This is a genomic window from Staphylococcus delphini, assembly GCF_900636325.1.
GTDB classification, from domain to species: Bacteria; Bacillota; Bacilli; order Staphylococcales; family Staphylococcaceae; genus Staphylococcus; species Staphylococcus delphini.
This window is the reverse complement of the sequence record NZ_LR134263.1, coordinates 2,687,254-2,712,942: the sequence shown is the minus strand read 5'-3', so window position 1 is coordinate 2,712,942 and position 25,689 is coordinate 2,687,254. Positions and strand designations below refer to the sequence as shown.

The window sequence follows — 25,689 nt, the reverse complement described above, 5'->3', positions numbered from 1 at the left end:
AGTATTTTTCTCATTCTCTTATGTGTTTTAGCTCATGAAATCATTAATGCATTAAAAACTCAGCCACGCATTTTAATTTCCGTGGTGACAGCTCACACGCTTCTAAACGGAACGCTGCTGAAAGTCCCCATAAATGGCTTTATAGATGCAATAAGCACCAATACTCAAGATGATAAGCATGTAGATTGCCATTCCCCAAGATGTTAAAAATACGCCTAATAATATACCAAAACGCGCGATGAGTTCAGATAAGTTAAAGCCTAACGAATTAAAGGCGGAGTAAGTTCCTCGTTTATTTTCAGGTATCATTTTGAAGCGGTTGACATCAAAAATAGGGACGTATATGATTTCTCCAATCGTTGCGACCATCATGAATACAATGAGTAAATAAAAGTGATTCAAATGGGTGACACTCGCATAACCGACGACGTACATGACCATGCCAAGTAACAAAATATATTTTTGATTGTATGACATGGACCACTTAGAAATGATATATGTACAAGAGATGACAATGACCGTGTTCACAACCATCAGTATAGAAAACATTTTAACGCCATCAATGTTTAAATATGCAAAATGGATAGGATTGAAGGTCTCTTTCAATCGTATCGCAATGTACGAAGACGCAGAAAGTTCTCCCATCATCAATATACTGAAACCGAGCGTCATAAAAATGAACCGGCGATCTTTCAGTACGGTATCATAACTTTTTATGATTCTGATTGGATGAATGGTAGTGAGATCGTTGGAAAAGTGACCGTGATCTTTAGGGAGCCACTTCCAAAGCGCGCCAAAGACAGCAAAAAATATTAGAAACGCTAGAAATAATAGTGTTGCCTTATAATTGTGGTATAAAAGTCCACCAATTAATGCTCCGAGCGCAGTTGCCACGTTTGTCAGCCAGTAATCGATTTTATAAATGAAGTTTTCGATATCAGGTGTGATGGCGTCCATAATCATCGTGTCCATTGCAGGATATTGGAGTCCCCAAACAATGTTGTATATCGCGTAACAGATACAAAATAGAGCGATACTTTGATGGGAACTGGTCATGATGATTGCCATCAATAAGAGCATTGTGCCCATTATACTTTGATAGAGCAATACAGCTTTCTTTTTAGGGAATGTTTCGATAAGATGTCCGCCTACTATGGACACTGGAAAGTTTGCGACGACGAGTAGTGTCAAAAAGATCCCCGCAAATTTTGGATTCGCTAAGTCGCTTAAATATAATGCAATAAATGGTAAAAATGCCATTGTAATGAATTCTTGAAAAAAGTTACTGATCAGTCGTACGCGTAACGTAATACTTATTTTATGCCACATTGTTTTTTCTCCCATATTTCCGGTAATACGTTTATTGTAGCGTGTATTCGAATGGTTTTCAAAAAAGCCTGACAATTTGTAGTGCTTGGCGCGATCAAATGATACAATAGACCAAACTTAAAATTCAGAAAATAATGATAACAACGAAAGAAGGAATGACATTGAATACATATGAAATTACTTTAAAGGATAATGCTTATAAATATAACAATGTTGCAATGACGTTTAATTTGGATTCGGTAATAGATGAAAAAGGTGACAAAATTTTCAACTTCAAAGTGACGAGCACGTTTGACAACCAAAGTGTTTCAACGGACTTAGCGCTATTTGAGAGTGACATGCAGCAGTTACAGCAATTTGAATTAAAAACGGGTATGACTGACATTAACTTTTTGGAACCCGATCTCTATTTGTCTGTGATTCATCTTGAAGGCGATGAAATCATACTTTACGTCCACTATGATTCGGGTATGTTGTACTCTAATACAGGTACAGATTCGGGTGTAGCGGTTAAATTGAATGTCACTCAACATGCTTTTCTGTCATTTATTGATGAATTGACAGACCTGATTAAAGAGTGAAGGAGCCAATTAAATTGTAAGTTGACTTAGCAGAAAAATATTGAGTTCAATCAATTTGATTTTTTACACAAGTATGTTTAATATAATAACAAATTAAACTTAATAGGGGATGTAAAATGGCGTATTATAAAAATGATTATGAAATGTTTGCAAGAGAATTTAATGAAAAACTTATTGCTTCTGCTAAGTCTTATTTTAAATACGATAATAAGGATGAATATAATGGTTCCTTATTTGTTACTGAAAAAGCATTTATCTTTGCTGCTCAAAAGAAAGCATTTATATATAGAATTCCACTAGGCGATCTTAACATTAAGTTTTAAAGCTATAAAAGCGAAGTTACCTCTTGAAATTGATTAAACAAATATAGGAGTGGGACGATGAACGCTGCGATGTATATTTTTTGTATGCTGATTTGGGGCCTTAATTTTATAGCGGTTAAAATACAAGGGGAAAGTGTAAGTTTAGAAGTGGCACTCCTCTATCGCTCTATGATTGCGTTAGTTTTATTTAGTGTGTTGTTATGGGTGTTACGTCAACGTATTGCATTAAATAATGTAAATTGGTTAACAGTGATAGGCTTCGGTCTTTGCAATTTTACTGTGAGTTATTTGTTGCTCTATTACGGGACGTTTTATAGTACAGCAGCCATTGTGACGCTCATTTTCTCAATGAAGTCTATTTTGACGCCTGTTCTCATCAGCATTGTATTTAAAAAGGCTATTGCTCCTAAAATTTATATCGGAGGTTTTTTAGGGATTCTCAGCGTCATGGTGATTTTGTATCCTGATTTGAATCATTTGTCTAGCCAGTTCATTACGGGCATTGTGATGGCAATCTTTGGAACCATCATCACTTCTGTAGGGGATGTCTTGTCGTTGTTCAATAGTAACAGAGGGACGCACCCGGTTCTTGCAAATACGTTTGGTATGGCGGGAGCTGTTCTATTCTTACTGTTTTATACGTTAATCCAAGGTCAACATTATACTGTTCCTACAGACGTGAATTTTTGGATAGGTCTCCTCTATTTATCAGTTTTAGCTTCTTTTCTTGCGTGGCTGTTTTATTTGAAATTAATTCAAAATATCGGGGCTTCGGAAAGTAGTTACATGGTGGCGATGTTTCCAGCTATTGGGGGCATCGCGAGTGTATTATTGGGTGAATCCCAATTGAGTATGAGTTTAGTTTTAGGCATTGTTTTAGCTTGTTTCGGTGCTTATTTGGCATTAAGGAAAAAAGATGTATCAAACGCTTACCAACATTAAACATATTAAAAACCATTGTCGCGCATCTAAGACAATGGTTTTTAACATACGTCTCTACTTACAATGATAGAAAGGGGTTTGCTTTGAGAAAGGCTTCGGGTGAACTTTTGTTTAACCATTGATCGACTAATGCACCTTCGACGTGACAAATGAAGCGACCGTCGACCATTAAATATTCGCCGTCTTCGGAACCATGACCGAGTATCGCGACGTCTTGATGTGCTTGCTTAAAGTGATTGCGCAAAAAGGATTTCATCTCATTGAATGCGGTAATGTAATCGTGCGCCTCTTCGTTTGGAATGCTGTAAGAACCGACTTTCGTTTGACCAGGGACAAGGCCAGTTGTATCGGAAAGGACCGCTACTGGATTGTAGACCGCGATAATGTCTCCTTCATTGGCAGAAAATGAATAGCGACTTAAAATAAAGTGACTGTTTTGCCAATGCACTTCTTGATAATCAGGTAAATCCTCATATTCTAAATAATACGTTTCGAACTGTATACCTTCTATTGTTTCTGTATGTAACTTCATGCTGTCGACGGCCTCTAACCATGATTTGACTTCTTCTTCCGTTTTGAAAATACCTACGACTTGCCGTGTGTCATATTGTTGTAATTCTAATAAATACATCACGCATCGCCTACTTTCGTTAAGTTGTTTTATAGGTTGATTGTACCTGTTCAAAACGATGTATTCAAAGCGAAATGTGTTGGGATGATTTGAGTCGTACGTCGCTGCAATGTGCCTTGAATTATTATGCTTAAAAACCTATAAACTGAGAAGTGAATAAATTTAATGCTTAGTTAATATTCAGTTAATATCATTTGCCCATTTAATGTATTAAATTTAATAAGTATTGAATATTATTGTAGGTGAGGTTAAGGATGTTAAAAGAAAATTATAAATTAAGAAAATTAAAAGTGGGTTTGGTTTCAACGGCTGCTGCGATGATTTTTGTCATTTCAAATGGGACGGCAGAAGCATCTGAAAATACAGAGACAGAAGTGAAAACGGAAGAACAAAGTGTTGCATCAGAAGAAAAAGAAGGCGTATCAGAATCTGTTGCACTTCAACAAGCGCAGGCCATTCAACTTGATGAAGTACGTCCAGGAGATACACAAGTTTCCGGCTATACGCAGCCGAACAAAGCGATTTCAATCAAAATTGACAATAAAGATATCGTCTCATTAGATGAAGATTACGAGGAAGTCGTGTCAGATGACGAAGGTAAATTTACATACGACTTAAAAGGGCGCAAAATTGTTTACAATCAAAAAGTGGATGTTGAAGCAACGGCCCCATTAAACTTAGAAGAATTAGATGAAGAAGTACTAGAAAGTGACGAGTCGGACAATCTGGATGTATTGGGAGAATTGGAAGATGAAGAAAGTATCGAAACTTCTGTAACAACACCGCGCTACGAAAATGCCTATACAGTTCCAGAAAAACGCTTGGAACCTATGGCAGATCAACACCAAGTTTGGATAGAACCTGTATTAGAAGGTTCAGGCGTGATTAAAGGTCACACTTCAGTCAACGGTAAAGTGGCATTAGCGATTAACAATCAACATGTCAACTTGGGCGATAAACCAGAGCAACTCGAATCCTTAAATGATGTCCAATGGCAAGAGCGTTATGAGGGGATTTGGCGTCAAATTAATGATAAAGGCTTTTTTGAATTTGATTTGAATCGTCTTTACAATAAATCGTATTCACTTCACGCTGACGATGTCGTGACGCTAACATTTAAATCGGATGATGCTAATGATGCGCTAGGACCAGTAGTGTTTAATGTACGTACAGAACCTTTTGAACGTGTAGCGGACGCGCAAACAGTTTATCAACTGAGCGAGCATCCAGCGATTGAAAAGTTAGCTGATGTTGCACAAGGCATCGAGGTACAACCTATATTAGGGGATGTATTGTATTCTGAAACACGCGGTGATCATAAAGTCATTGTAGAGGGTACGAAAAAGGTTGAAGGCCGTACGCAATATGGCAATGCAATCATTCAAATTGACTCTAATCTTGGCGAACATCGCAGTTTCCCAACATTACAAGCAGATGCGTCAGGTCATTTTACATTTGATTTGAAAGAAGCAGGGACACAATTGTTAAACGGAGAAGTATTAACGTTTAAAGTTTTAGACCCACAGACGAGCCAAGTGTTAGCTGAAACAACAATGGGCATTCACCCAGCGGACAAAAAGGGACGTGCATCGGAAAAATCCTTTTTGTATGGACCACTTACAGATGCTGAGAAAGCAAAATTAAGAGAAGAAATTTTACGCCCAATGGTTTTTGATGCTACAGACGATTTAGACCCAGATGCAGAATGGGCTGATGACATGGAAGAAGTAGATCCAGATGCAGCACCTACTGTAGAAAAAGCTGATGAAAATGTAGCGGCAGCATCAACTGATGAAATGGCGGACGTCACTGCAGAAACTAAGGAAAATGGTGAAGTAGATGCCAATACCGCATCGACTGCAACACCAATTGATGAGGCGGATAAAGAAATGCAAACGTCTGAAACGGACAAGGAAGCGGCATCATCTGAAAATGATACGACTTCTCCAATAACAGATGTGACATTGCCAAGTCCTGTAGAGCCATCAAACAACAATGAAGTGATGAATACAACAGCTATCGAAAACATGGGCGACAAAGCAGATATGGTCCGTTTCCAAAACAGACTGCCGTTACTGCAAATGATGCAAAGCCAAGGGACAAAAGACACGCCAACATTGATGCTTCAATGGAATGGGACAACAGAACGTATGACGGATGTCACTCAAGCGATGTCACAAGAAACAGTAGCGAAATCTACGGCGGTGAAAGTATCAAAAAAGTCTTTTACAGCAAAACAAGAAGCGTTACCCCATACAGGTTCTACTACGAAAGTTTCGTTATGGTCCATATTGATGCTTGCTTCGGGCGCAGCGTTGTTAGGGTATAAACGTCGTCGTCAGTCTTAAAACAGGTCTATCTCAAAAAGGATAGAAAGCAATCGGCGTGATGACAAAACGAGCCAAGTTGTTGATATCACGTCACAGTTAGAAATTTATATAGAAGAGAGAATGAATGAGAGCGATTCGTTCTCTCTTTTTTTATGTAAATGAATAAAAAAATATGCGGCTCATACTTCAGTCCTATTGTATATCTAAATTTATTTGATATATTTATAAGTAGATAGTACCAAATATACGCCAGTGAGGTGTTGAACATGATAAGAATAGCTTTTACACTTTTTGCCTTATTGCTTTTGTTAGCTGGATGCGGTGACAAAGACTCTAAAAAAGAAGAGCAAGCATCGACTCAAAACAACAAGACAGAAAAAACAGCAGATCAGAAAGACAACCCATCAGAAAAAGAACAGAAAGAAAAAGCAACAGCAGAAAAAGAAAAACAGTCGGAGCAAGCAGCAGATACAGAAAACAACAATGAGATGAACAGTCAGCAGCAGACACAACAGCAAGGCAATCAGGCACAAACTCAAAATAGTGGAAATCAAGCTACTGTCAACACTCAACAATCTCCAGCACACCAAAATGCGGACGATACGTCTAAAATTGCATTGGCATTTTTCGGCAATGATATCGATCATTACAGTTTAACGCAGTCTGAAATTATGAAAGGTGTGTACGAATATCAAGGTCCAGGTATGACATCGACAAGACAGGTCAACCAATTAACGTTGAAACGTATGCCAGCGATACCTAATGCACCACAAGGGATGAAGTTTTACACTGTTATGCCGGCTAAAGGAAACTTTGCGACAATTATCGGTGTGAATGACAATAAAGTATTCGTCGGTGGTACGCAAGGTGCACTCGTGGATTATCAAAAACTATTAACAACGGGTAAAGAGATGAATGCACAAAGTTTATATCAAGCGCATAAAAATGACCCGGCGTTGACAACGATTACGAATAAAATTCAAATTACAAACTAATAATGTATCATGGCGTGTCTCAGGAAGGATACGCCATTTTTGATGAGTGAGGCGCGTGTATTGAGGGAATATGTTAAATGCGTCGATACCTATGAACAAGCGAAATGATCATAACGATACAAAGAGAGGGAAAAACATTGAAAATTATTGCGACGAGTTTATTTGTGAATGACCAAGAGAAAGCAAAGCAGTTTTATACAACGCAATTAGGCTTTGAATTAAAACATGACATTGATTTAGGTGGGGCACGTTGGTTGACGGTAGTGGAACGTGACTCAGACAATCCTGTTGAAGTTGTGCTCGAGCCGAATCAAAATCCGATTGCGCAAGATTACCAAACACGTCTATTTGAGAGTGGTATTCCGGCGACGATGTTCGGGGTAGATGATCTTGAAGCGACCTATCAAGATTTAACCGCGAAAGGGATTAAGTTTACAAAAGCGCCGATGACTATGGGAGATGTAAAACTAGCCATCTTTGACGATACATGTGGCAACTTGATCCAAATCATTGAACAAGTATAAATAGAAAAGATTTAAAAGCAGATCGCTATTATTGCTTTTTATATAATAGGAAAGGTATAGACGAACAAAAAACTTTTATTTGTGGTTACCATATAGCAAAAGATTTGTTGAGACTTACAGGACAAGAAGAATTACCATTGTTTAATCCATTAAAGGCTGTAGCAAGAAAGAGCAATAATCAAAATAAGAAAGATAATATAAATAAAGTCTCTAGGCAATGGAATGATGTGGCACGTCAATTGAGTGATGCGATTAATTTATTTATTGCATATTGGGATCAGCCTATTTATGGTGTTTTAGCAGCAATACAGTTTGAAATCAATGCTAAATACTATAAACGACCGAAAGACTCTAAAATAAAGTCTGTAAATACATGCTTATATCGGATAATTAATGAAAAGACTTTAAAAGATATAGAACAAGAACTCTCTAAAGAAAATGATATTAAAAATTATGATTTTAGCCTTCTTAATGAGATTTTAAAAAGAAATAACATTAAATCGAGTTTTGGTTAGACACATGAGGTGTAAATATTGAGGAAGAAAGTTTATATAGAAAACCGATACTTGAATTATTTGATATTCAGTGATAATGAAGAAAGTAAGAGTGCAAAGCAGCTATTTGAGAGTATTGGTAATTGGATATTTTCAAATAGCAATCAACAAGAAGCTAAGTTTTTAATAACAGAGATGATATGTGAAATATTTGAGTTGCAGTTTAAAGTAGATTTTAAGTATAGAAGTGAAATAATAGAAGTAATTAAAAGTAAATCTGAGTATATTCATGTAAAAGAGAAAATGAAGAAAGACATAATCAGGGCATACACCGAAACACAACAATTTTTGAAAGATAATCGAAATAATAATGATTTTATTATCTTATATAGGAGCCTAAATCGAAATGAATTAGAGCTGTTTAAGTCAGGTAATCAAAAAGTTACTAGTAATATATTGAATTCTTTTTCTACAGATCCCAACTATCATAGAAGAGAACTACAAGTTTCAGTTAAAGTACCAATTAAGAATGTATTATTTTATGATAACCTATGCCCAATGAGTCGTTCTACAAACTTGGGGTTGTTTGTAGAACGTGAAGCTATAGTTATATGTGAAGATAGCGAATTTTTAATAGATGAAGTTATTAGCGAAGATATTAATATAAGGAAATGTAGAGATATAGAAGAGAATTATAATTAAAGGAGTAATGTAAATGCATGATTTTGAAGATATTATGTTTGTTGCCGAAGATATTTACAGCTATTTTAGTAAATTATCTAGAGAAAATGCTAGAAATGCATCTGAACAATGGGATATTTCTGAAGCACATTCTCAATCTGGTACATTAGCGTTGTGCTTAGAAAATATTTCTAAAAATATCGAAGATTATTCAGCGGAGGAGTTGAGTAAAATGATTTATTCTATTTCCAAAGCCCAAAGAGAAATATTTAAATTAATATGATTTATAATGATACATAGCAAGTGCAATGTATAAGGTATATATAACTTGTTTTACAAAAACCGCTAATGACGGTATAATTAAATTAACGATGAAACAATGTGCATAGGATAGCAAAACCCCCACAGCCGACCAAAGCTTTGTGGGGGTTTTTGTTTGTAATCATTTAATCTTATCATAGATATAGTTTGCAACTATACCTGTAATAATAGGACATATGATACAAGAAACGATGAACATACAAATGTACATAAGGATAGCACACCTCCTTTCCGCACAGGAAGTGCAGTACAATTATAATATAACAATAGAAGAAATGCGTATTAAATATGAAAAATTTAACATTATAGAAGTTTATGAAAAGGCAAAAAATGACAAGAAAGACGTATTGAAAAAAGATGAAGATTAAAAATAGATAAAAAGACCTTCAAAAATCAATATTAACGATGTGATTTAAAGGTATCTTTATCTCATTATTATCATGACCTTTAGTAATAGCAATGTAGTTTTCTAAGGTGTTTATTCGATCGATAAGTCCCTCTATATTTTGGATATAACCATTGTGCCAATAACTTAAAATACAAAAAATGTTCTTGTGCATAATGTATGTAATTTTATCATTTAAAATACTAAGCTGATCTTCAGAGAAAACAGGCATATCAGGATTTATTACTTTCATATAAAAACACCTCACAGCAATATTAGAACATATGTTCGCTTATTGTAAAGCGATATTACAGTAAAAAGAAGTGATAGACAGTGAAAAGAATTTATATTGAAAATATAGATGAATATATTACGATAGACGACCTGGATTTTGAAAAAGTCAGTCAATTAAAATGGCATATTGTTTATACACATCATGTGTTGAGCTGTAGAGCATTTAAAGATTGTTTTTGATTAAAGTATGTTAACAAAAAAACCTCTTTTGACTGTCTAAAAAACGACTTGTTTTTGAGACGAATTTATATCGACTTTAATTATTTTCAGTTAGACCCTGGATTATGCAAAATATCTAGGGTTATTTTCTCTCTATATTCTCAAAACTTGTATCTTTATCTATGTGTTATAATTGTCAAATAACGTGAATTTTGAGATAATACGTAGAGCTCTCATTTGCATCGAAAAATTATTAAGGAGGTAATCTATGGCAAACGTTGGTTACGCTCGTGTTTCTACACAAGATCAAAAACTAGACAGTCAGATTGATGCTTTAAAAGAGTATGGGTGCACTAAAATATTCAGCGAAAAAGTGAGCGGCAGAAAATTTAAAAGAACAGAACTTGATACATGCCTCGAATATTTGAGAGAAGGGGATACACTAGTTATATATAAGTTAGATCGATTGGGAAGAACCACTAAACAATTAATAGAACTTTCTCAGTGGTTTGAAGATAATCATATTGAACTTCATATCATTAATATGAATATCAATACAAAAGATGCTATGGGGAAAATGTTTTTTACAATGATGAGTGCTTTTGCTGAATTAGAGGCTAATTTATTGAGTGAACGAACTAAGAAGGGACTTGCGGCTGCAAGAGCTAGAGGTCACAAAGGAGGAAGACCATCACTACCTGACTATAAAAAACGAGAAATCAAATTCTTATATGATGAACAGAAACTTACAGGGGAAGAAATTGCTAAGCAAACTGGTGTTAGTCGATCTACGGTTTATCGTGTTATAAAAGATTTGACATAACACAAAGAATTAATATAGAATCATTTGTTACTTATACAAGTTATAAATAATTCTATTGATATTCGTTACAAAACATTGAATTAAAGGTTATATGGGAAAAGAATAGTCAATTAATAGCTATTCTATTATTAGATTTGCAGGAGAAACAGTAGTAATATGATATATTGAAAATGACAAGATTGTCTGTATTTGATGTACCTGTCCTCTTCTTACGATTTGTCAATGGTTAAATAATTAAAATTGATATTACTGAATTTGACCATCCAATTTTTATTACTTTGAATAAGGTGTTATGATGTATTTGAGTATATGGTTTCGTTAGTGTGGTGTTCTATGATAATCATATAATTTATCATTGACTATCAAGTAGTGAATGGTCTTTAATAAGCGATTGATACTTGCTATTACGGCAGTCTTGTGGTATTTCCCATGAGGCTGCTCTTTTAAGTTATAATAATAATCTACGATGTGATTTTGATAATGTTTTCTTCCCCTAGGAATGTTCATAATGATTAAATATAATAAACGCCTTCCTTTTTTATTTCCTCTTTTATTAATCGTATCTCAACTATTTGAAGTTCCTGATTGATAATATTTAATATCAGTGCCTACAAATGAATTCAGTTGTTTATTTCCTTTAAATTCTCTAATGTTGCCAAGTTCCTCAATAAGCAATGCAGCTGTAAGTTATCTGATATCTGAAATTGAAATAATATCTTCAAACTCAGTAGTATTCCTTGCTAAATCAATCATTTCTTGATCAAATTTTTCTTATATTCTATCCCAATAAGTAGTTTGTCGCATAAGTATTGAACTTTTCATAGGAGGAAAGGAGAGTTGTGAACATTCGGAAAACTATTATTATTTATCTCAATTAATTTTTTGGCATACTTATGAGCTTTTTAATTGAAATGCCTTTATCAGTTGAATGGAGTACTTTTTCCACCAATTTATCATTAGTTAAAATACTTAAATAATCAGGATGAGAAAATTCTGTAGATATATTTAATGCAATTTTTGAATGTATGCTAGTAAATAATGCTTCTCCGCATGGTAATGTTTGATGGAGCGTTTTTACTAACTCAACTTTGAGACGATTTTGGTTGATCTTCATTTCTAAGTGAAAACGCGAACGTTCTCTCAGTTCAAATTATACCTCTTCAGATTGAAGTTGTACCTTTGAACCTTTCATTCTAAAGGCAAAAAGTGCGAGTTGATGTACATCTGACTTATTTGTTTTCTATGATCTTAATGATCTCATTTTGAACTTGGCTTCTAGAGGATTCATTTCTAAGTAATCTATTTTGTTAATTTCACAAAAGCGCTTCATGCCTCTTGAATAAATACCTGTGTATTCAAATGGGATAAATAGGGAATAAAGATGCTTTATATAATTTTTAAGATGCTGTATATCTATCATAGTAACAATGAATGATAAGAAGTCAGCAAAAGTCATAGTAGGGAAAATGTAACGAAGGACTGAACAATATTCAATACAAAGTAAAGATTGGAGGTTATAGATTTACGACGTTCGGAATACAGTCTTAACCGGCAGCTTATGAAGTATAAGTAGTGTAACGAAAAAACATACATAAGTGTGTACAGCAAATCTTAGATGAAATGTATCATAAGTCTCCACCACTGATAAATCTTGTTGTAAGACCTGACAACATAGAAAAAGCTATCAAGAAGACTAAGAAAAACAAAGGTACTACTGGAATTGACGGCATGAAAGTCAGTGAAACATGCTCATTTTGCGCATTATTTTTCGTAGATAATTAAACAACTACTGGATGATACATACCAACCTCAAGCAGTTCGAAAAGTTCAAATTCCCAAGCCAAATAGGAAAATGCGTGTGCTTGGTATCCCTGTCGATAGAGACAGAGTAATACAACAAGCGATTGAACCAGTCATCGACCGAACATTTTCAAATCACAGCCATGGTTTCAGACCGACTACGGAAGCAAAAAGAAATTTAATACGCGCCTTAAGGAAAATAACGAAACAAAATAGACCCGCTACCTTTAAAGATATTATCGCTGAAATTAATCAAGTGACGCGAGGTTGGATAAATTACTTCGGCAGAGGTTTTATCAGAGGATTTATTGAAACCACGCAATCTTGGTTAAACCGCCGACTTAGACAACTCTTACTTAAACGGTGGAAAAGAGTAAGAACTAAATATAAGATGTTGTGCCAATATGGTCTTTATCATAGAAGTGCGATGAAAATCGCAGAGTCTCGCAAAAAGCACTGGCGATTACGATTATCAAACATACCCACGAGGTTCATCGTGCACTTACAACAAAACAACTCTACAAGTGGAGGGATACCATTAACCCAGCTTGCAGATTTGACTTGCGTAAGATATTGAACCGCCGAGTACGGAATCGTACGCTCGGTGGTGTGAGAGGGCGAATAGTTAATTAATGACTTCAGTCACTTGAGCGCATAAAGCGTACGAAACAATAAACTACTTTAAGTCAAAAGTGATATAGGAGAGATAGGAGATGTGTTTATTATACCTTCTTTACCAAGTGCTATGATATATGACTTTCATAGGTTAAGGCGTTTTCAACTTAGTATTTCTTGTTTTATATGTAAGTGTAAATCTATTTATACTAGTATGTGCTATTATATATAGTGTGACGATAAAATATTGAAAAGAGGTTATTATGAACTATGAACGATTCATCTAGGAGTTTTAAAGAAGTAGCTAGACACCTTGGTTTATCATCGGAAGATATAGTAAATAAAGGGGAGGAATTATTAGGCACTCTAGGTTTAGATTCCTTAACACTCTCTCGTATTAGAGGGTTAATGGCCCCAAAACCAACATATCAAGTTCTAAGTGGACTTACTATAAATCAAATATTAGAAAAAATTGATATTTCTTATGGAAAAGTAAATGTTTCAGAACCAAAAAGGTTAAACTCTTTTGAATTTCCGTTAACCCCGATTCAAGAATCTTATTATATGGGGATATTACAAAACAAACCTTGTCAAATTTACACTGAAATAGATATAAAGGAAGTTGATGTTTATATCTTAAAAAAATCAATAAATAGAGTAGTTAAAAGACATCCAATGCTTAGAGCAAAAATTACTGATAGTGGATTACAAATGGTAAGGGAAGATAGTACTTCTGATATATATATAACGGACAATGAAAATTTTGATTCTATTAGAGAAAGTTGTATTGAGAAATTAAGATCAAATCCTGAATTATATTGGGATGTACAACTATCCAAAGTAGATGCTGAAACTACTAGGATACATATAATAATTGATATGATTTTTATAGATGCTATGAGTGCTATGCAGTTATGCAAAGAAATTTCAGATGAATATAATAATATGTTAGTTGGAGAGACTACAGGGTTTTATGATGAATTTAGATTGAATTTTATAGATTATTGCGAATCAATTAAAAAAAGGAAAACTTCTAGAGAAACTATGTTGTTTTGGGAATCAAAAGTGTCAGAACTACCTAATTCTCCTAATTTGCCAATAACGACTGAAGTATCTTTCAATGAAATGTTTTTTGATAGAGAAACTTTCACTTTAAAAACAGAATGTTGGGAATTTTTAAAAGATATATCTGCGGATGAAGGCATTTCTCCTAATTCATTAATTATAGCAATTTTTTCGGATGTTTTAAAACTATATTCAGAAAATGAAGATTTTACCTTAGCAATAACTAAGTCTAATAGGCCTGTAGATAGTAAAAACAATTTTGCAGGTGTAGTTGGTAACTTTACGGATGTTACTCTATGTCCAATCATTGATAGATATGGTCAAAATGTTGTATCTAAAGCAAAAGAGATTAATGACTTCTTAAGGATAAGTATGGAACACGATGATATAAGTGGAATAGACATTATAAAAATGCTTAAAGATTACTATAAAGACCAACATATTAATTTTCCAGTTGTTTTCACTTCTTTTTTAGGAATATTCGAGTCAGGTATCCAATTAAATGGCAAGGAATTTATTCTTAATTACCAACGTACTCAAACACCACAAATCACTTTAGATTGCCAAATATATGAAAACAACAATGGTCTCGTAGTAAATTGGGATTATGATAACAAAATCTATAGTATGGATCTTATAAGAAGTATGATGAATGAAATGGAAAATTTAATGATTAAATTAACATCTAATCAATCTTCTAAAGCTGAAATACCAATAAAATCTATCGATTTAATAGAACGAATAAATGATACTTCTGATGATTTTGGGGATACAGAATTTAATGCACTACATGATTTGATTGAAGGTAATGAAAGAAAATATTTTACAAAAACTGCTATTATAGATCGAGAATATACTTTGAGTTATGGTGAAATGATAAAGTTATCAAGGATGCTAGCAGGAAAATTGCAGAAAAAAGGGGTTAAGCCAGGATCACATGTTCCTATCATTTTAAAGAAAGGATGGGAGCAAGTAGTTGCAGCATTAGCAGTGCTTATGTCTGGGGGTATTTTTGTACCGTTGAATCACAAAGATCCTGAAAAACGTTTGAACGAAACTGTTAAATCTTTAAATAGTGAATTAGTTATAAGTAATGAAATGTCAATTAGTCTGAACTCTGTATTAAGACACAATGGGGATATTGAATTTTTAGATATTACTTATGACAGAATTAATAGTTTCGAACATTATAGTTATAATCCAATTAAGGTGGCAGATAATCAATTAGCATACATAATATTCACTTCTGGCTCTACCGGAAAACCAAAAGGAGTAGAAATATCACATAATAGTGCAATTAATACTTGCTTAGATATTAATAAGAAATTCTCAATTGGTGATGATTCCATAGCTTTTGGCATTTCAGCATTCAATTTTGATTTGTCTATATGGGACATTTTCGGGGTTTTAGGTGCAGGTGGAACGTTGGTTATATGTAGAGATGATAAAGTAAGAGACCCTGATTATTGGTGGGATCAAATTCAAAATCATAATATAAATATATGGAATTCTGTCCCGACAACTTTTGAAATGTTATTAACAGCTTATTCTGAAGATAAAAAAAATCAGTTAGAATTATCTTTACTTAGTGGAGATGCAATTCGATTTAGTTTAGTTGAGAAAGCTCAAGAGATTTTTCCGGAATTAAAGATTGTTGGCTTAGGAGGAGCTACAGAAGCATCGATTTGGTCAAATTATCATGTATATTCATCTAAATCGAAAAGATTGGGAAGTAAACTATTACCTTATGGTAAACCATTAGCCAACCAACAAATATATGTACTTGATAAAAATTTGAAGTATAGACCTCAAAATGTTGTTGGTGACATATATATAGGTGGAAAAGGTTTGGCTAAAGGCTACTTTAACAATAAAAAGTTAACTCAAAAAAGTTTTATAAATAGTGATAGATTTGGACGTTTGTATAAAACGGGAGATTTAGGAAGATACCTTAGCAATGGTGAAATTGAAATTTTAGGTAGACGTGATATGCAGATGAAAATTGGTGGTCATCGTATTGAACTAGGTGAAATTGAAAAGTGTGTTCAAAATATGGAAAATATTATCAAGGTTAATGTAATAGCAATTAATACAGATACAAGGTATTTAGTTGGTTTTGTAGTAGTTAATCGACATACTGGCAATGAAGAAATTGAAATTAAAGAGTATCTAGCAAACTATGTCCCTGCATATATGATACCACAAAAGTGGATTATAATAGATGATATGCCAAGCACGCTTAATGGAAAAGTAGATGTAAATAAATTAAAAGAAATAGCGCAATATAAAATGTTTGAATTTGACAATCAAAAATATACAGACACATCAACCAATAACAACTTAATATTAGAAAAAGTAAGTGAGTTGTTAGAGATATCACCTCAAAAAATAAATATGTCTAAAAGCCTTTTTGAACAAGGCTTAACATCATTACATGCTGTGAAATTAGTTAATATTTTATCTGACATGTGGAACACCAAGTTACCATATAGTTTGTTATTTAATAATCCTAGTATTGAAAAATTGATGGAATATTATAAAGGAAAAAGTGGTGTTGAGATGCAATTTAAAGATGATGGTGATAGCGCTTCGGATGATTCTATAGCAGTAATAAGCAGCTCATGTAGACTTCCGGGAGGCGTGAATTCTACAGATGAGTTATGGGACATGCTATTAGAAAGAAAAGATTGTATTACTAAAGTACCACCTTCCCGTTTTGATATAGACACTATATATAATACAAATAGAGATTTGGTAAACAGTAGTTATACAAACAAAGGTGCATTTATAGACAATGTTGAGTATTTTGATTATGATTTTTTCTCTATACCTCTTGCTGAAGCTAAAGCAATGGATCCACAGCAAAGAATACTTCTCGAAGTACTTTATGAAGCTTGCTATAAAGGGGGATACGGAAAAGACGAACTAAATGGATCTGATACGGGTGTATTTATAGGTCAAATGAATTATGATTGGATGACTGATTTTTCTTTTAACAAAGAATATGCTGGTACAGGTGTGTCTCCTTCTATAACATCTAACCGTATATCTTATATTTTAAACTTAGTTGGTCCTAGTATGACTATAGATACTGCGTGTTCCTCTTCTTTAGTAGCAGTCGACAATGCAGTCTCTAGCTTGTTGAGTAATTCTTGTTCAATGGCTATAGCTGGTGGGGTTAATTTAATATTATCAAAAGAACCATATATAACTACATGTAAAGCTGGAATGCTATCAATTGATGGACGATGTGCTACGTTTGATAGTAAGGCTAATGGTATTGCAAGAGGAGAAGGTGTTGGTGTAGTTGTATTAAAAAGATTGGCAGACGCTAAACGAGATGGTGACAACATTATAAGTGTTATTAAAGGTACTGCAGTAAATCAAGATGGAAAAAGTGCATCTTTAACAATTCCTAATGGTTACGCACAAGAAAATGTTATAAATAAAGCGCTTAATAGAGCAAATATTCATGGAAATGACATTGACTATATTGAATGTCATGGGACAGGTACGCCTTTGGGAGATCCTATAGAAGTTGAAGCAATTAAAAATACACTTGGAAAAAATCGTAATTATCCTCTGGTATTAGGATCGATAAAAACTAATATTGGTCACTTAGAAGGGGCAGCAGGAATAGTGGGATTGATAAAAACCATAGAGGTCTTGAAACACAAAATAGCCCCAGGAAATGTTCATTTTAATGAACTGAATCCAAAAATAAGTTTTGATGATTTTAATGCTGTCATTTCATCTAATAATATAAATATTGGTCTTCAAAAAGATTCAATATTAGCCAGTGTATCTTCTTTTGGCTATGGTGGAACTAATGCACATGTGATTTTAGAATCTTGGAATAATGAAAATAAAAGTATTAGTAAAGCTCTTCCAGACGTAGAGAAACAGATATTTAACTCGAAACCATTACCATGGAATAAACAAGATGTAAAATCTGAAATTCAAAAAAACATCATAAAAGAACACGTATATGAAATTAATTGGGAATTGATGAATTCATCAAAAGTTGGTTTTGATATGAATGAAACGTCATACCTTGTTATCTCTGAAGGTTTAATTGATAATCTACCATCAAACTGGAAACAGGTGAGTAGTAAAGACTTAGATATTGTAAAAGCAATGATTCAATCTAAAATTTGGGATGGGATTATTGTGATTAATACAGATAGCGAAGACAATGTTTATAAGGCATTAGAAATATTGAAATACTTGGCTAGTGACTCCAATATTATTCAAACACCTATAAGTTTTGTTAGCCATTTTGATAATGTTAATGACTCGGGTATTCAAGGTCTTTTAAAAACTTTCCGTTTAGAATTTCTGGAAGTACAAGCACAAAATATTAAATATAAGAATGAAAATAATCTATTCGCTAATATTGTAAGTTGTATGCATCAACCTTCGGAAGAAGATCTATTAATTGAATCTGATAAAGAAGTATATGGGCTGAGATTAAATCATTCTTCAAAATTAGATGAATTAAAAGAATTAGAATTAAATCCTGATGGGACATATATAATTAGTGGTGGTCAAGGTGCTTTAGGACTTGTTTCGTTAAGATTATTAGTACAAAAAGGTGCTAGAAATATAATCTTACTTTCTAGATCATCATTAAAAGAGGATGTTCATGAAGAATTAAATGCATTGAGAAAAGAATCTAATATAGAACTTTTAAAATGTGATGTATCAAATGAGACAGACGTTAGAAAAGTAAAAGAGTGGCTTAGTGAAGTGAATTGGCCAAATGTTAAAGGGATTATTCACACCGCAGGTGTACTAAGCGATGCTGTTATACAAAACCAAACATCTGAGACTCTTGAAACATCGTATGCAGCTAAGGTGCATGGTGCACATAATTTGCATGACATATTCTTACCACCTGATTTTTTATTATTATTTTCATCAGCAGCGGCAACATTTGGTTCAGCTGGTCAAGGTAATTATGCGGCAGCGAATTCTACACTTGATGCTTTAGCTGAAAAATGGAGTAATAATAATGAAAATGTATTATCAATACAATGGGGCGCATGGTCTGATGGAGGAATGGCAGAGCGTCATTCGGCAACAAATTATTCTGAAGAAATTGGGTTTGGATCTATTTCAAATGAATTAGGAACTCAAATGATTGAGCAAGTAATTGCCAATAAATTAGTAGGTGTATTATGCTTTACTCCAATTAATTGGAACAAGCTAAAATTGTCTACTCAATTAGTTTCTCATTTAGCAAATACTACAAGCCAATCTGTAGTTAATAGGTCGAAAAGTAAAGAGGGAATTACAAATATGACTGTAGAATGGACTTATGATGAAATTCTTTTGAAAATAAAAGAAAGTATATCTCAATTTTTAACTCCAGACCAAGAATTAAATCTAGATACATCTTTCATGGAATCAGGTCTTTCTTCATTAGATTTAGTTCAGTTTAGACAAAAATTGTTAGAGGTTTTTCAAGGATTTGTAAAACTTCCGGCACACTTTGCTTTTAATTATCCTAATATTGAAGATGTTGCAAATCATATATATGACCAACTATCTGAAAGGAACTTAATAAAAATAAAGAATTCTAAAAATGGTTGGAATTTACTGAAAAACACTGATGAAGGGAATCCTATTTTCTTATTAGGAGGCGTTGTGGGTTCTGCTGAAGATACATTTGGTAGAATTTCAGACAATTTGCAAAATCCAGTATACGCTTATATGCCAGTAATACCAGCTGAAGTCAATATAGATAAAAATAATATCAATATAATAGCAGAAAACTTAAAGGAAAAATTATTAGAAATTAATTCATCAGATAATATTACAATTGGGGGCCTTTCATTCGGAGCTACATTAGCGATAGAACTATCTTTGATTCTTGAAAGAGAAGGATATAAGGTGAATTTAATATTGTTTGACCCTAGGCATATACCTCCCTATGTAGCACCAGAAGACCCAGCACCTTTTGAAATATTATCAGAGCATTATATACCTAGTGCTCGTATTAAAAATAAAGTTAAAATTATTCAAACAGAAGAAGTATTTAAAGAAAATCAGTCAGAGTTGATGAAAGAATCTTCTAGAGGATTTCAAAATAATGAAGAAGTATTAAAAAAAACAAAGGAAATTTGTACTAATTTAGAGATTGTTAAAAGTAAAGGTCATCATTTTAATTTACTTTATAAGCATGCTGAATTTGTCGCTAAGGAGATTAATAAGGTTATGACTCAAGAAGAAAAAATAAATGAACCAATTGCAGTAATTGGAACAGCATGTAGATTACCGGGTGATGTATCATCTACAGAAGAATTTTGGGAAATGCTAAAAGAACATAAAGATTGTGTAACTGATGTTCCTCGTTCTCGATTTGATATTGAAAATGTCTATAGTGACAATATAAATGCTATAGGCAAAAGCTATACAAAAAAAGGTGCATTTATGAGTAATGTAGAATATTTTGACTTTAAGTTTTTTAACATTTCACTTAAAGAGGCTAAAACTATGGATCCTCAACAACGTATATTGTTAGAGGTAGCGTATGAAGCTTTCTATAATGCCGGTTACACTAAGGAATTGTTACGGGGTTCAGATACTAGTGTTCATATAGGTATGGCTAATGACGATTGGCGCACTATGAAAGAGAATAAAGATATAAATACACCTTACTTTGGATCTAGTGTTGCGAATTCTATTGCATCAAATCGATTGTCATATATATTAGGCTTGAACGGTCCAAGTATGACTATAGATACTGCGTGTTCATCTTCACTAGTAGCAATAGATTTAGCTGTCGAAAAATTGCGCAGTGGTAAAGTATCTAAAGCATTAGTTGGTGGTGTTAATATAATGTTGCATCCTAGATCTTATATTGGTTGCTGTGCTGCCAAAATGTTATCTTTTGAAGGAAGATGTGCTACTTTTGATAAAAATGCTGATGGATATTGTCGTGGTGAAGGAGTAGGCGCTGTTGTATTAAAACGTTTGAGTGATGCTCAAAGAGATGGAGATCCTATATTAGCAGTTATACGTGGATCTTCTGTAAATCAAGATGGTAAAAGTGCATCTTTAACAGCTCCAAGTGGTAGAGCACAAGAAGCAGTTATAAATGAAGCTTTAGAAGACGCAGGAGTGATAGGTAAAGATATAGATTACGTTGAGTGTCACGGAACGGGAACTCGATTAGGAGATCCTATTGAAGTAGAAGCATTGAAAAATACTTTAGGTGATAACCGTGATTCTCCATTAGTTATCGGTTCAGTTAAAACGAATATTGGTCATTTGGAGGGGGCTGCAGGAATAGTTAGCTTTATTAAAGCAATTGAAGTTTTACGACATCGAGAAGCTCCGGGAAATGTTCATTTCAAAGAATTAAACCCTGAAATTGATATAAATGATTTTAACGTTGTAATCTCCTCTAGATCTACACCGTTAGGTGAAGGGAAAGAAGATTCTTCTTTATTGGCGGGAGTCTCTTCATTTGGATTCGGAGGAACGAACGCTCATATAATTTTAGAATCGTATAAAGAAAATGAGAAAATGGTCAATAGACCTTTCAAATATAACTCTGTATTTTTACCTTGGAATAGAGTTCCTAACCCATTGCTAAGTAACAGAGTGAATAACAGATATATTTCTGATATTAATGAGGAAGTTATGAAATTGTGGGAAGATCATAAAATCAATGAAGAAGTTATTGTACCGGCCTCAAATCATATTGCGACGTTGGCTGGAGCAGCTTTACTAGATAATACGCTTGAAAACTCTAAAGGGGTATTAATAGAAAACACATTAATGATCAATCCATTAGTTATTAATGATAATATTTCTCGAATAATTTGTTGTAATACAACTAATAATAATTATGTTATAAAGAATGACAAAGATGTTAAGTTTGCTGAGTGTGGCGATTTTCGATTACTCTTTGATAGAAGTAAATTAGAAAATATAAATATAGAGAGGATTTCACAACAGTGTGATATTTTCGATGAAAATATTTTATATAATAGTATTAAGCAATACGGCGTAGATTTTGGGCCGAAATATCGAAACTTAAAGAATGTTTATATTGGTAAAAGTGAAGCAATTGCTGATATAGAGGTTGATTATCAAAATTCTCTAGAAAAATCTTTGTCATTGTTACATCCAGCGACAATAGATGCTAGTCTACAGTTACTAGGTTTTTGTTCTATAGAAAGTAGTGGTATATGTATTCCTTTTCATATAGAAAAAGCAGAAGTCTATTTTGTAGAAGAGCAGCCTAAAAATCTTTTTGCCTATGCAAAAATCGATAAATCAGAAAAAAATCATGTAGAAGGAACAGTTATTATATTTGATGAAAATAACGAAGTTGTTACTCGTTTATCGGGAGTAACTTCAAGAGGATTAAATACTAAATTATCTAAAAAAACAGAGGATAACCGCTCAGCGAATAATATAAAAGAACATGTATATGAAAGCAAATGGGAATTAATTAACTCATCAAAAGTTGATTTTAATATGAATGAAACGTCATACCTTGTTATCTCTGAAGGTTTAATTGATAATCTACCATCAAACTGGAAACAGGTGGATAGTAAAGACTTAGATATTGTAAAAGCGATAATCCAATTTAAGACTTGGGATGGGATTATTGTGATTAATACAGATAGCGAAGACAACGTTTATAAGGCATTAGAAATATTGAAATACTTAGCTAGTGACTCCAATATTATTCAAACACCTATAAGTTTTGTTAGCCATTTTGATAATGTTAATGACTCGGGTATTCAAGGTCTTTTAAAAACTTTCCGTTTAGAATTTCTGGAAGTACAAGCACAAAATATTAAATATAAGAATGAAAATAATCTATTCGCTAATATTGTAAGTTGTATGCATCAACCTTCGGAAGAAGATCTATTAATTGAATCTGATAAAGAAGTATATGGGCTGAGATTAAATCATTCTTCAAAATTAGATGAATTAAAAGAATTAGAATTAAATCCTGATGGGACATATATAATTAGTGGTGGTCAAGGTGCTTTAGGACTTGTTTCGTTAAGATTATTAGTACAAAAAGGTGCTAGAAATATAATCTTACTTTCTAGATCATCATTAAAAGAGGATGTTCATGAAGAATTAAATGCATTGAGAAAAGAATCTAATATAGAACTTTTAAAATGTGATGTATCAAATGAGACAGACGTTAGAAAAGTAAAAGAGTGGCTTAGTGAAGTGAATTGGCCAAATGTTAAAGGGATTATTCACACCGCAGGTGTACTAAGCGATGCTGTTATACAAAACCAAACATCTGAGACTCTTGAAACATCGTATGCAGCTAAGGTGCATGGTGCACATAATTTGCATGATATATTCTTACCACCTGATTTTTTATTATTATTTTCATCAGCAGCGGCAACATTTGGTTCAGCTGGTCAAGGTAATTATGCGGCAGCGAATTCTACACTTGATGCTTTAGCTGAAAAATGGAGTAATAATAATGAAAATGTATTATCAATACAATGGGGCGCATGGTCTGATGGAGGAATGGCAGAACGTCATTCGGCAACAAATTATTCTGAAGAAATTGGGTTTGGATCTATTTCAAATGAATTAGGAACTCAAATGATTGAGCAAGTAATTGCTAATAAATTAGTAGGTGTATTATGCTTTACTCCAATTAATTGGAACAAGCTAAAATTGTCTACTCAATTAGTTTCTCATTTAGCAAATACTACAAGTCAATCTGTAGTTAATGGAGATAAAGCAATTGTTAAAGAGGAAAATGATACGGATTATTCTTCTATCCTTTCGAGTGTTAGACAATGTGTTAATGAAATTGTTCCTAACGATATATCAGATGATAGTACTTTGATGGACAATGGCTTAGACTCTTTAGGATCTGTTATGTTAGCTCAGGCATTGAGTCAAGAATTTGATTTGTCATTAAATAGCGTTTTTGTCATTAATAATCCAACCATTAAATATATGGCTGAAGAAATTACCGAAAAAAAGAAAGTTAATAATATAACGTCAAACATTACTATAAATAAAGACCAAATTCATGATTTGAAAAGCGTAGATTCTAATCAAAAAACTAATGGTATAGTTAATATGGCAGATCATAAGGTAAATGAACCAATTGCAGTAATTGGAACAGCATGTAGATTACCGGGTGATGTATCATCTACAGAAGAATTTTGGGAAATGCTAAAAGAACATAAAGATTGTGTAACTGATGTTCCTCGTTCTCGATTTGATATTGAAAACGTCTATAGTGACAATATAAATGCTATAGGCAAAAGCTATACAAAAAAAGGTGCATTTATATCGAACATTGAGAATTTTGATTATGAGTTTTTTAATTTAACTCTTCCAGAAGCTCAGGTAATGGATCCTCAACAACGTATATTGTTAGAGGTAGCGTATGAAGCTTTCTATAATGCTGGATACAGAAAGAAAGAATTATTAGGTTCTAATACAGCTGTATATATCGGTCAAATGAGCTATGATTGGTCTCATATGGAATTAGAGGGTTCATTAGAAGATCCCTATTATGCTGCAGGATCTTCTCCATCTATAACATCAAATCGATTGTCATATATATTAGGTTTGAATGGTCCAAGTATGACACTAGATACAGCTTGTTCATCTTCACTAGTAGCAATAGATTTAGCTGTCGAAAAATTGCGCAGTGGTAAAGTATCTAAAGCATTAGTTGGTGGTGTTAATATAATGTTGCATCCTAGATCTTATATTGGTTGCTGTGCTGCCAAAATGTTATCTTTTGAAGGAAGATGTGCTACTTTTGATAAAAATGCTGATGGATATTGTCGTGGTGAAGGAGTAGGCGCTGTTGTATTAAAACGTTTGAGTGATGCTCAAAGAGATGGAGATCCTATATTAGCAGTTATACGTGGATCTTCTGTAAATCAAGATGGTAAAAGTGCATCTTTAACAGCTCCAAGTGGTAGAGCACAAGAAGCAGTTATAAATGAAGCTTTAGAAGACGCAGGAGTGATAGGTAAAGATATAGATTACGTTGAGTGTCACGGAACGGGAACTCGATTAGGAGATCCTATTGAAGTAGAAGCATTGAAAAATACTTTAGGTGATAACCGTGATTCTCCATTAGTTATCGGTTCAGTTAAAACGAATATTGGTCATTTGGAGGGGGCTGCAGGAATAGTTAGCTTTATTAAAGCAATTGAAGTTTTACGACATCGAGAAGCTCCGGGAAATGTTCATTTCAAAGAATTAAACCCTGAAATTGATATAAATGATTTTAACGTTGTAATCTCCTCTAGATCTACACCGTTAGGTGAAGGGAAAGAAGATTCTTCTTTATTGGCGGGGGTCTCTTCATTTGGATTCGGAGGAACGAACGCTCACGTAATTTTAGAATCATGGCAAAATAAATAATAT

At 33.5% G+C, this 25,689-nt stretch carries 16 protein-coding genes and 1 pseudogene; 13 read left to right on the top strand and 4 right to left on the bottom strand.

Annotation, left to right across the window (positions count from 1 at the left end):
* Window positions 1-102: 102 nt before the first annotated feature.
* Complete coding sequence (locus EL101_RS12740; protein ID WP_096598643.1) at window positions 103-1,329, bottom strand: MFS transporter; 1,227 nt, start codon at window positions 1,327-1,329, stop codon at window positions 103-105.
* A 161-nt stretch (window positions 1,330-1,490) separates the two neighbouring features.
* Here EL101_RS12740 and EL101_RS12735 point away from each other — a divergent pair, with 161 nt between their 5' ends.
* The 3 genes from EL101_RS12735 to EL101_RS12725 all read left to right on the top strand — a co-directional run bounded on the left by EL101_RS12735 (window position 1,491) and on the right by EL101_RS12725 (window position 3,175).
* On the top strand, window positions 1,491-1,910 hold the full coding sequence (locus tag EL101_RS12735) for a hypothetical protein (protein ID WP_096598641.1): 420 nt from the start codon (window positions 1,491-1,493) through the stop codon (window positions 1,908-1,910).
* A gap of 116 nt (window positions 1,911-2,026) precedes the next feature.
* Window positions 2,027-2,233 (top strand): hypothetical protein, encoded by a 207-nt coding sequence (locus EL101_RS12730; RefSeq protein ID WP_096598639.1) that lies wholly within the window; start codon window positions 2,027-2,029, stop codon window positions 2,231-2,233.
* Between the two features lie 57 nt (window positions 2,234-2,290).
* The gene (locus tag EL101_RS12725; protein WP_096598637.1) at window positions 2,291-3,175 is read left to right on the top strand and encodes a DMT family transporter; all 885 of its coding nucleotides are present in this window, start codon (window positions 2,291-2,293) and stop codon (window positions 3,173-3,175) included.
* 58 nt (window positions 3,176-3,233) lie between these two features.
* Here the strand turns inward: EL101_RS12725 and EL101_RS12720 are convergent, their stop codons facing one another.
* Window positions 3,234-3,806 carry a hypothetical protein gene (locus EL101_RS12720; protein ID WP_096539673.1) on the bottom strand — a complete coding sequence of 191 codons (573 nt, stop codon included), beginning with the start codon at window positions 3,804-3,806 and terminating at the stop codon, window positions 3,234-3,236.
* A gap of 254 nt (window positions 3,807-4,060) precedes the next feature.
* On the opposite strand from EL101_RS12720, the gene EL101_RS12715 reads away from it, so the two are divergent.
* The 7 genes from EL101_RS12715 (at window position 4,061) to EL101_RS12685 (ending at window position 9,519) form a co-directional block, all read left to right on the top strand.
* The gene (locus EL101_RS12715; RefSeq protein ID WP_096598635.1) at window positions 4,061-6,154 is read left to right on the top strand and encodes an LPXTG cell wall anchor domain-containing protein; all 2,094 of its coding nucleotides are present in this window, start codon (window positions 4,061-4,063) and stop codon (window positions 6,152-6,154) included.
* Between the two features lie 248 nt (window positions 6,155-6,402).
* A complete protein-coding gene (locus tag EL101_RS12710) occupies window positions 6,403-7,131 on the top strand; it encodes a hypothetical protein (protein WP_096598633.1) in 729 nt (242 codons plus the stop codon).
* Between the two features lie 137 nt (window positions 7,132-7,268).
* On the top strand, window positions 7,269-7,655 hold the full coding sequence (locus tag EL101_RS12705; protein ID WP_096539667.1) for a VOC family protein: 387 nt from the start codon (window positions 7,269-7,271) through the stop codon (window positions 7,653-7,655).
* Between the two features lie 137 nt (window positions 7,656-7,792).
* Window positions 7,793-8,170: a hypothetical protein gene (locus tag EL101_RS12700; protein WP_096598631.1), complete on the top strand. Its 378-nt coding sequence runs from the start codon at window positions 7,793-7,795 to the stop codon at window positions 8,168-8,170.
* Window positions 8,171-8,188: 18 nt separating this feature from the next.
* Complete coding sequence (locus tag EL101_RS12695) at window positions 8,189-8,851, top strand: hypothetical protein (protein ID WP_096598629.1); 663 nt, start codon at window positions 8,189-8,191, stop codon at window positions 8,849-8,851.
* 13 nt (window positions 8,852-8,864) lie between these two features.
* A complete protein-coding gene (locus EL101_RS12690) occupies window positions 8,865-9,113 on the top strand; it encodes a hypothetical protein (RefSeq protein ID WP_096598627.1) in 249 nt (82 codons plus the stop codon).
* A gap of 214 nt (window positions 9,114-9,327) precedes the next feature.
* Window positions 9,328-9,519, top strand: a complete 192-nt coding sequence (locus EL101_RS12685) for a hypothetical protein (RefSeq protein WP_096598625.1) — start codon at window positions 9,328-9,330, stop codon at window positions 9,517-9,519.
* Between the two features lie 18 nt (window positions 9,520-9,537).
* Here EL101_RS12685 and EL101_RS12680 read toward each other — a convergent pair whose 3' ends face one another.
* Window positions 9,538-9,789: a YolD-like family protein gene (locus tag EL101_RS12680; protein ID WP_096598623.1), complete on the bottom strand. Its 252-nt coding sequence runs from the start codon at window positions 9,787-9,789 to the stop codon at window positions 9,538-9,540.
* Window positions 9,790-10,257: 468 nt separating this feature from the next.
* Between EL101_RS12680 and EL101_RS12675 the strand changes: the two genes are divergently transcribed.
* Complete coding sequence (locus tag EL101_RS12675; protein ID WP_096598621.1) at window positions 10,258-10,812, top strand: recombinase family protein; 555 nt, start codon at window positions 10,258-10,260, stop codon at window positions 10,810-10,812.
* 564 nt (window positions 10,813-11,376) lie between these two features.
* Here EL101_RS12675 and EL101_RS13865 read toward each other — a convergent pair.
* Window positions 11,377-11,487 carry a transposase gene (locus EL101_RS13865; protein WP_420894430.1) on the bottom strand — a complete coding sequence of 37 codons (111 nt, stop codon included), beginning with the start codon at window positions 11,485-11,487 and terminating at the stop codon, window positions 11,377-11,379.
* A gap of 945 nt (window positions 11,488-12,432) precedes the next feature.
* Here EL101_RS13865 and EL101_RS12665 point away from each other — a divergent pair.
* Window positions 12,433-13,189: pseudogene (locus tag EL101_RS12665) on the top strand (group II intron maturase-specific domain-containing protein).
* Window positions 13,190-13,497: 308 nt separating this feature from the next.
* Complete coding sequence (locus EL101_RS12660) at window positions 13,498-25,686, top strand: non-ribosomal peptide synthetase (RefSeq protein ID WP_126489890.1); 12,189 nt, start codon at window positions 13,498-13,500, stop codon at window positions 25,684-25,686.
* The last annotated feature ends 3 nt before the right edge of the window (window positions 25,687-25,689 follow it).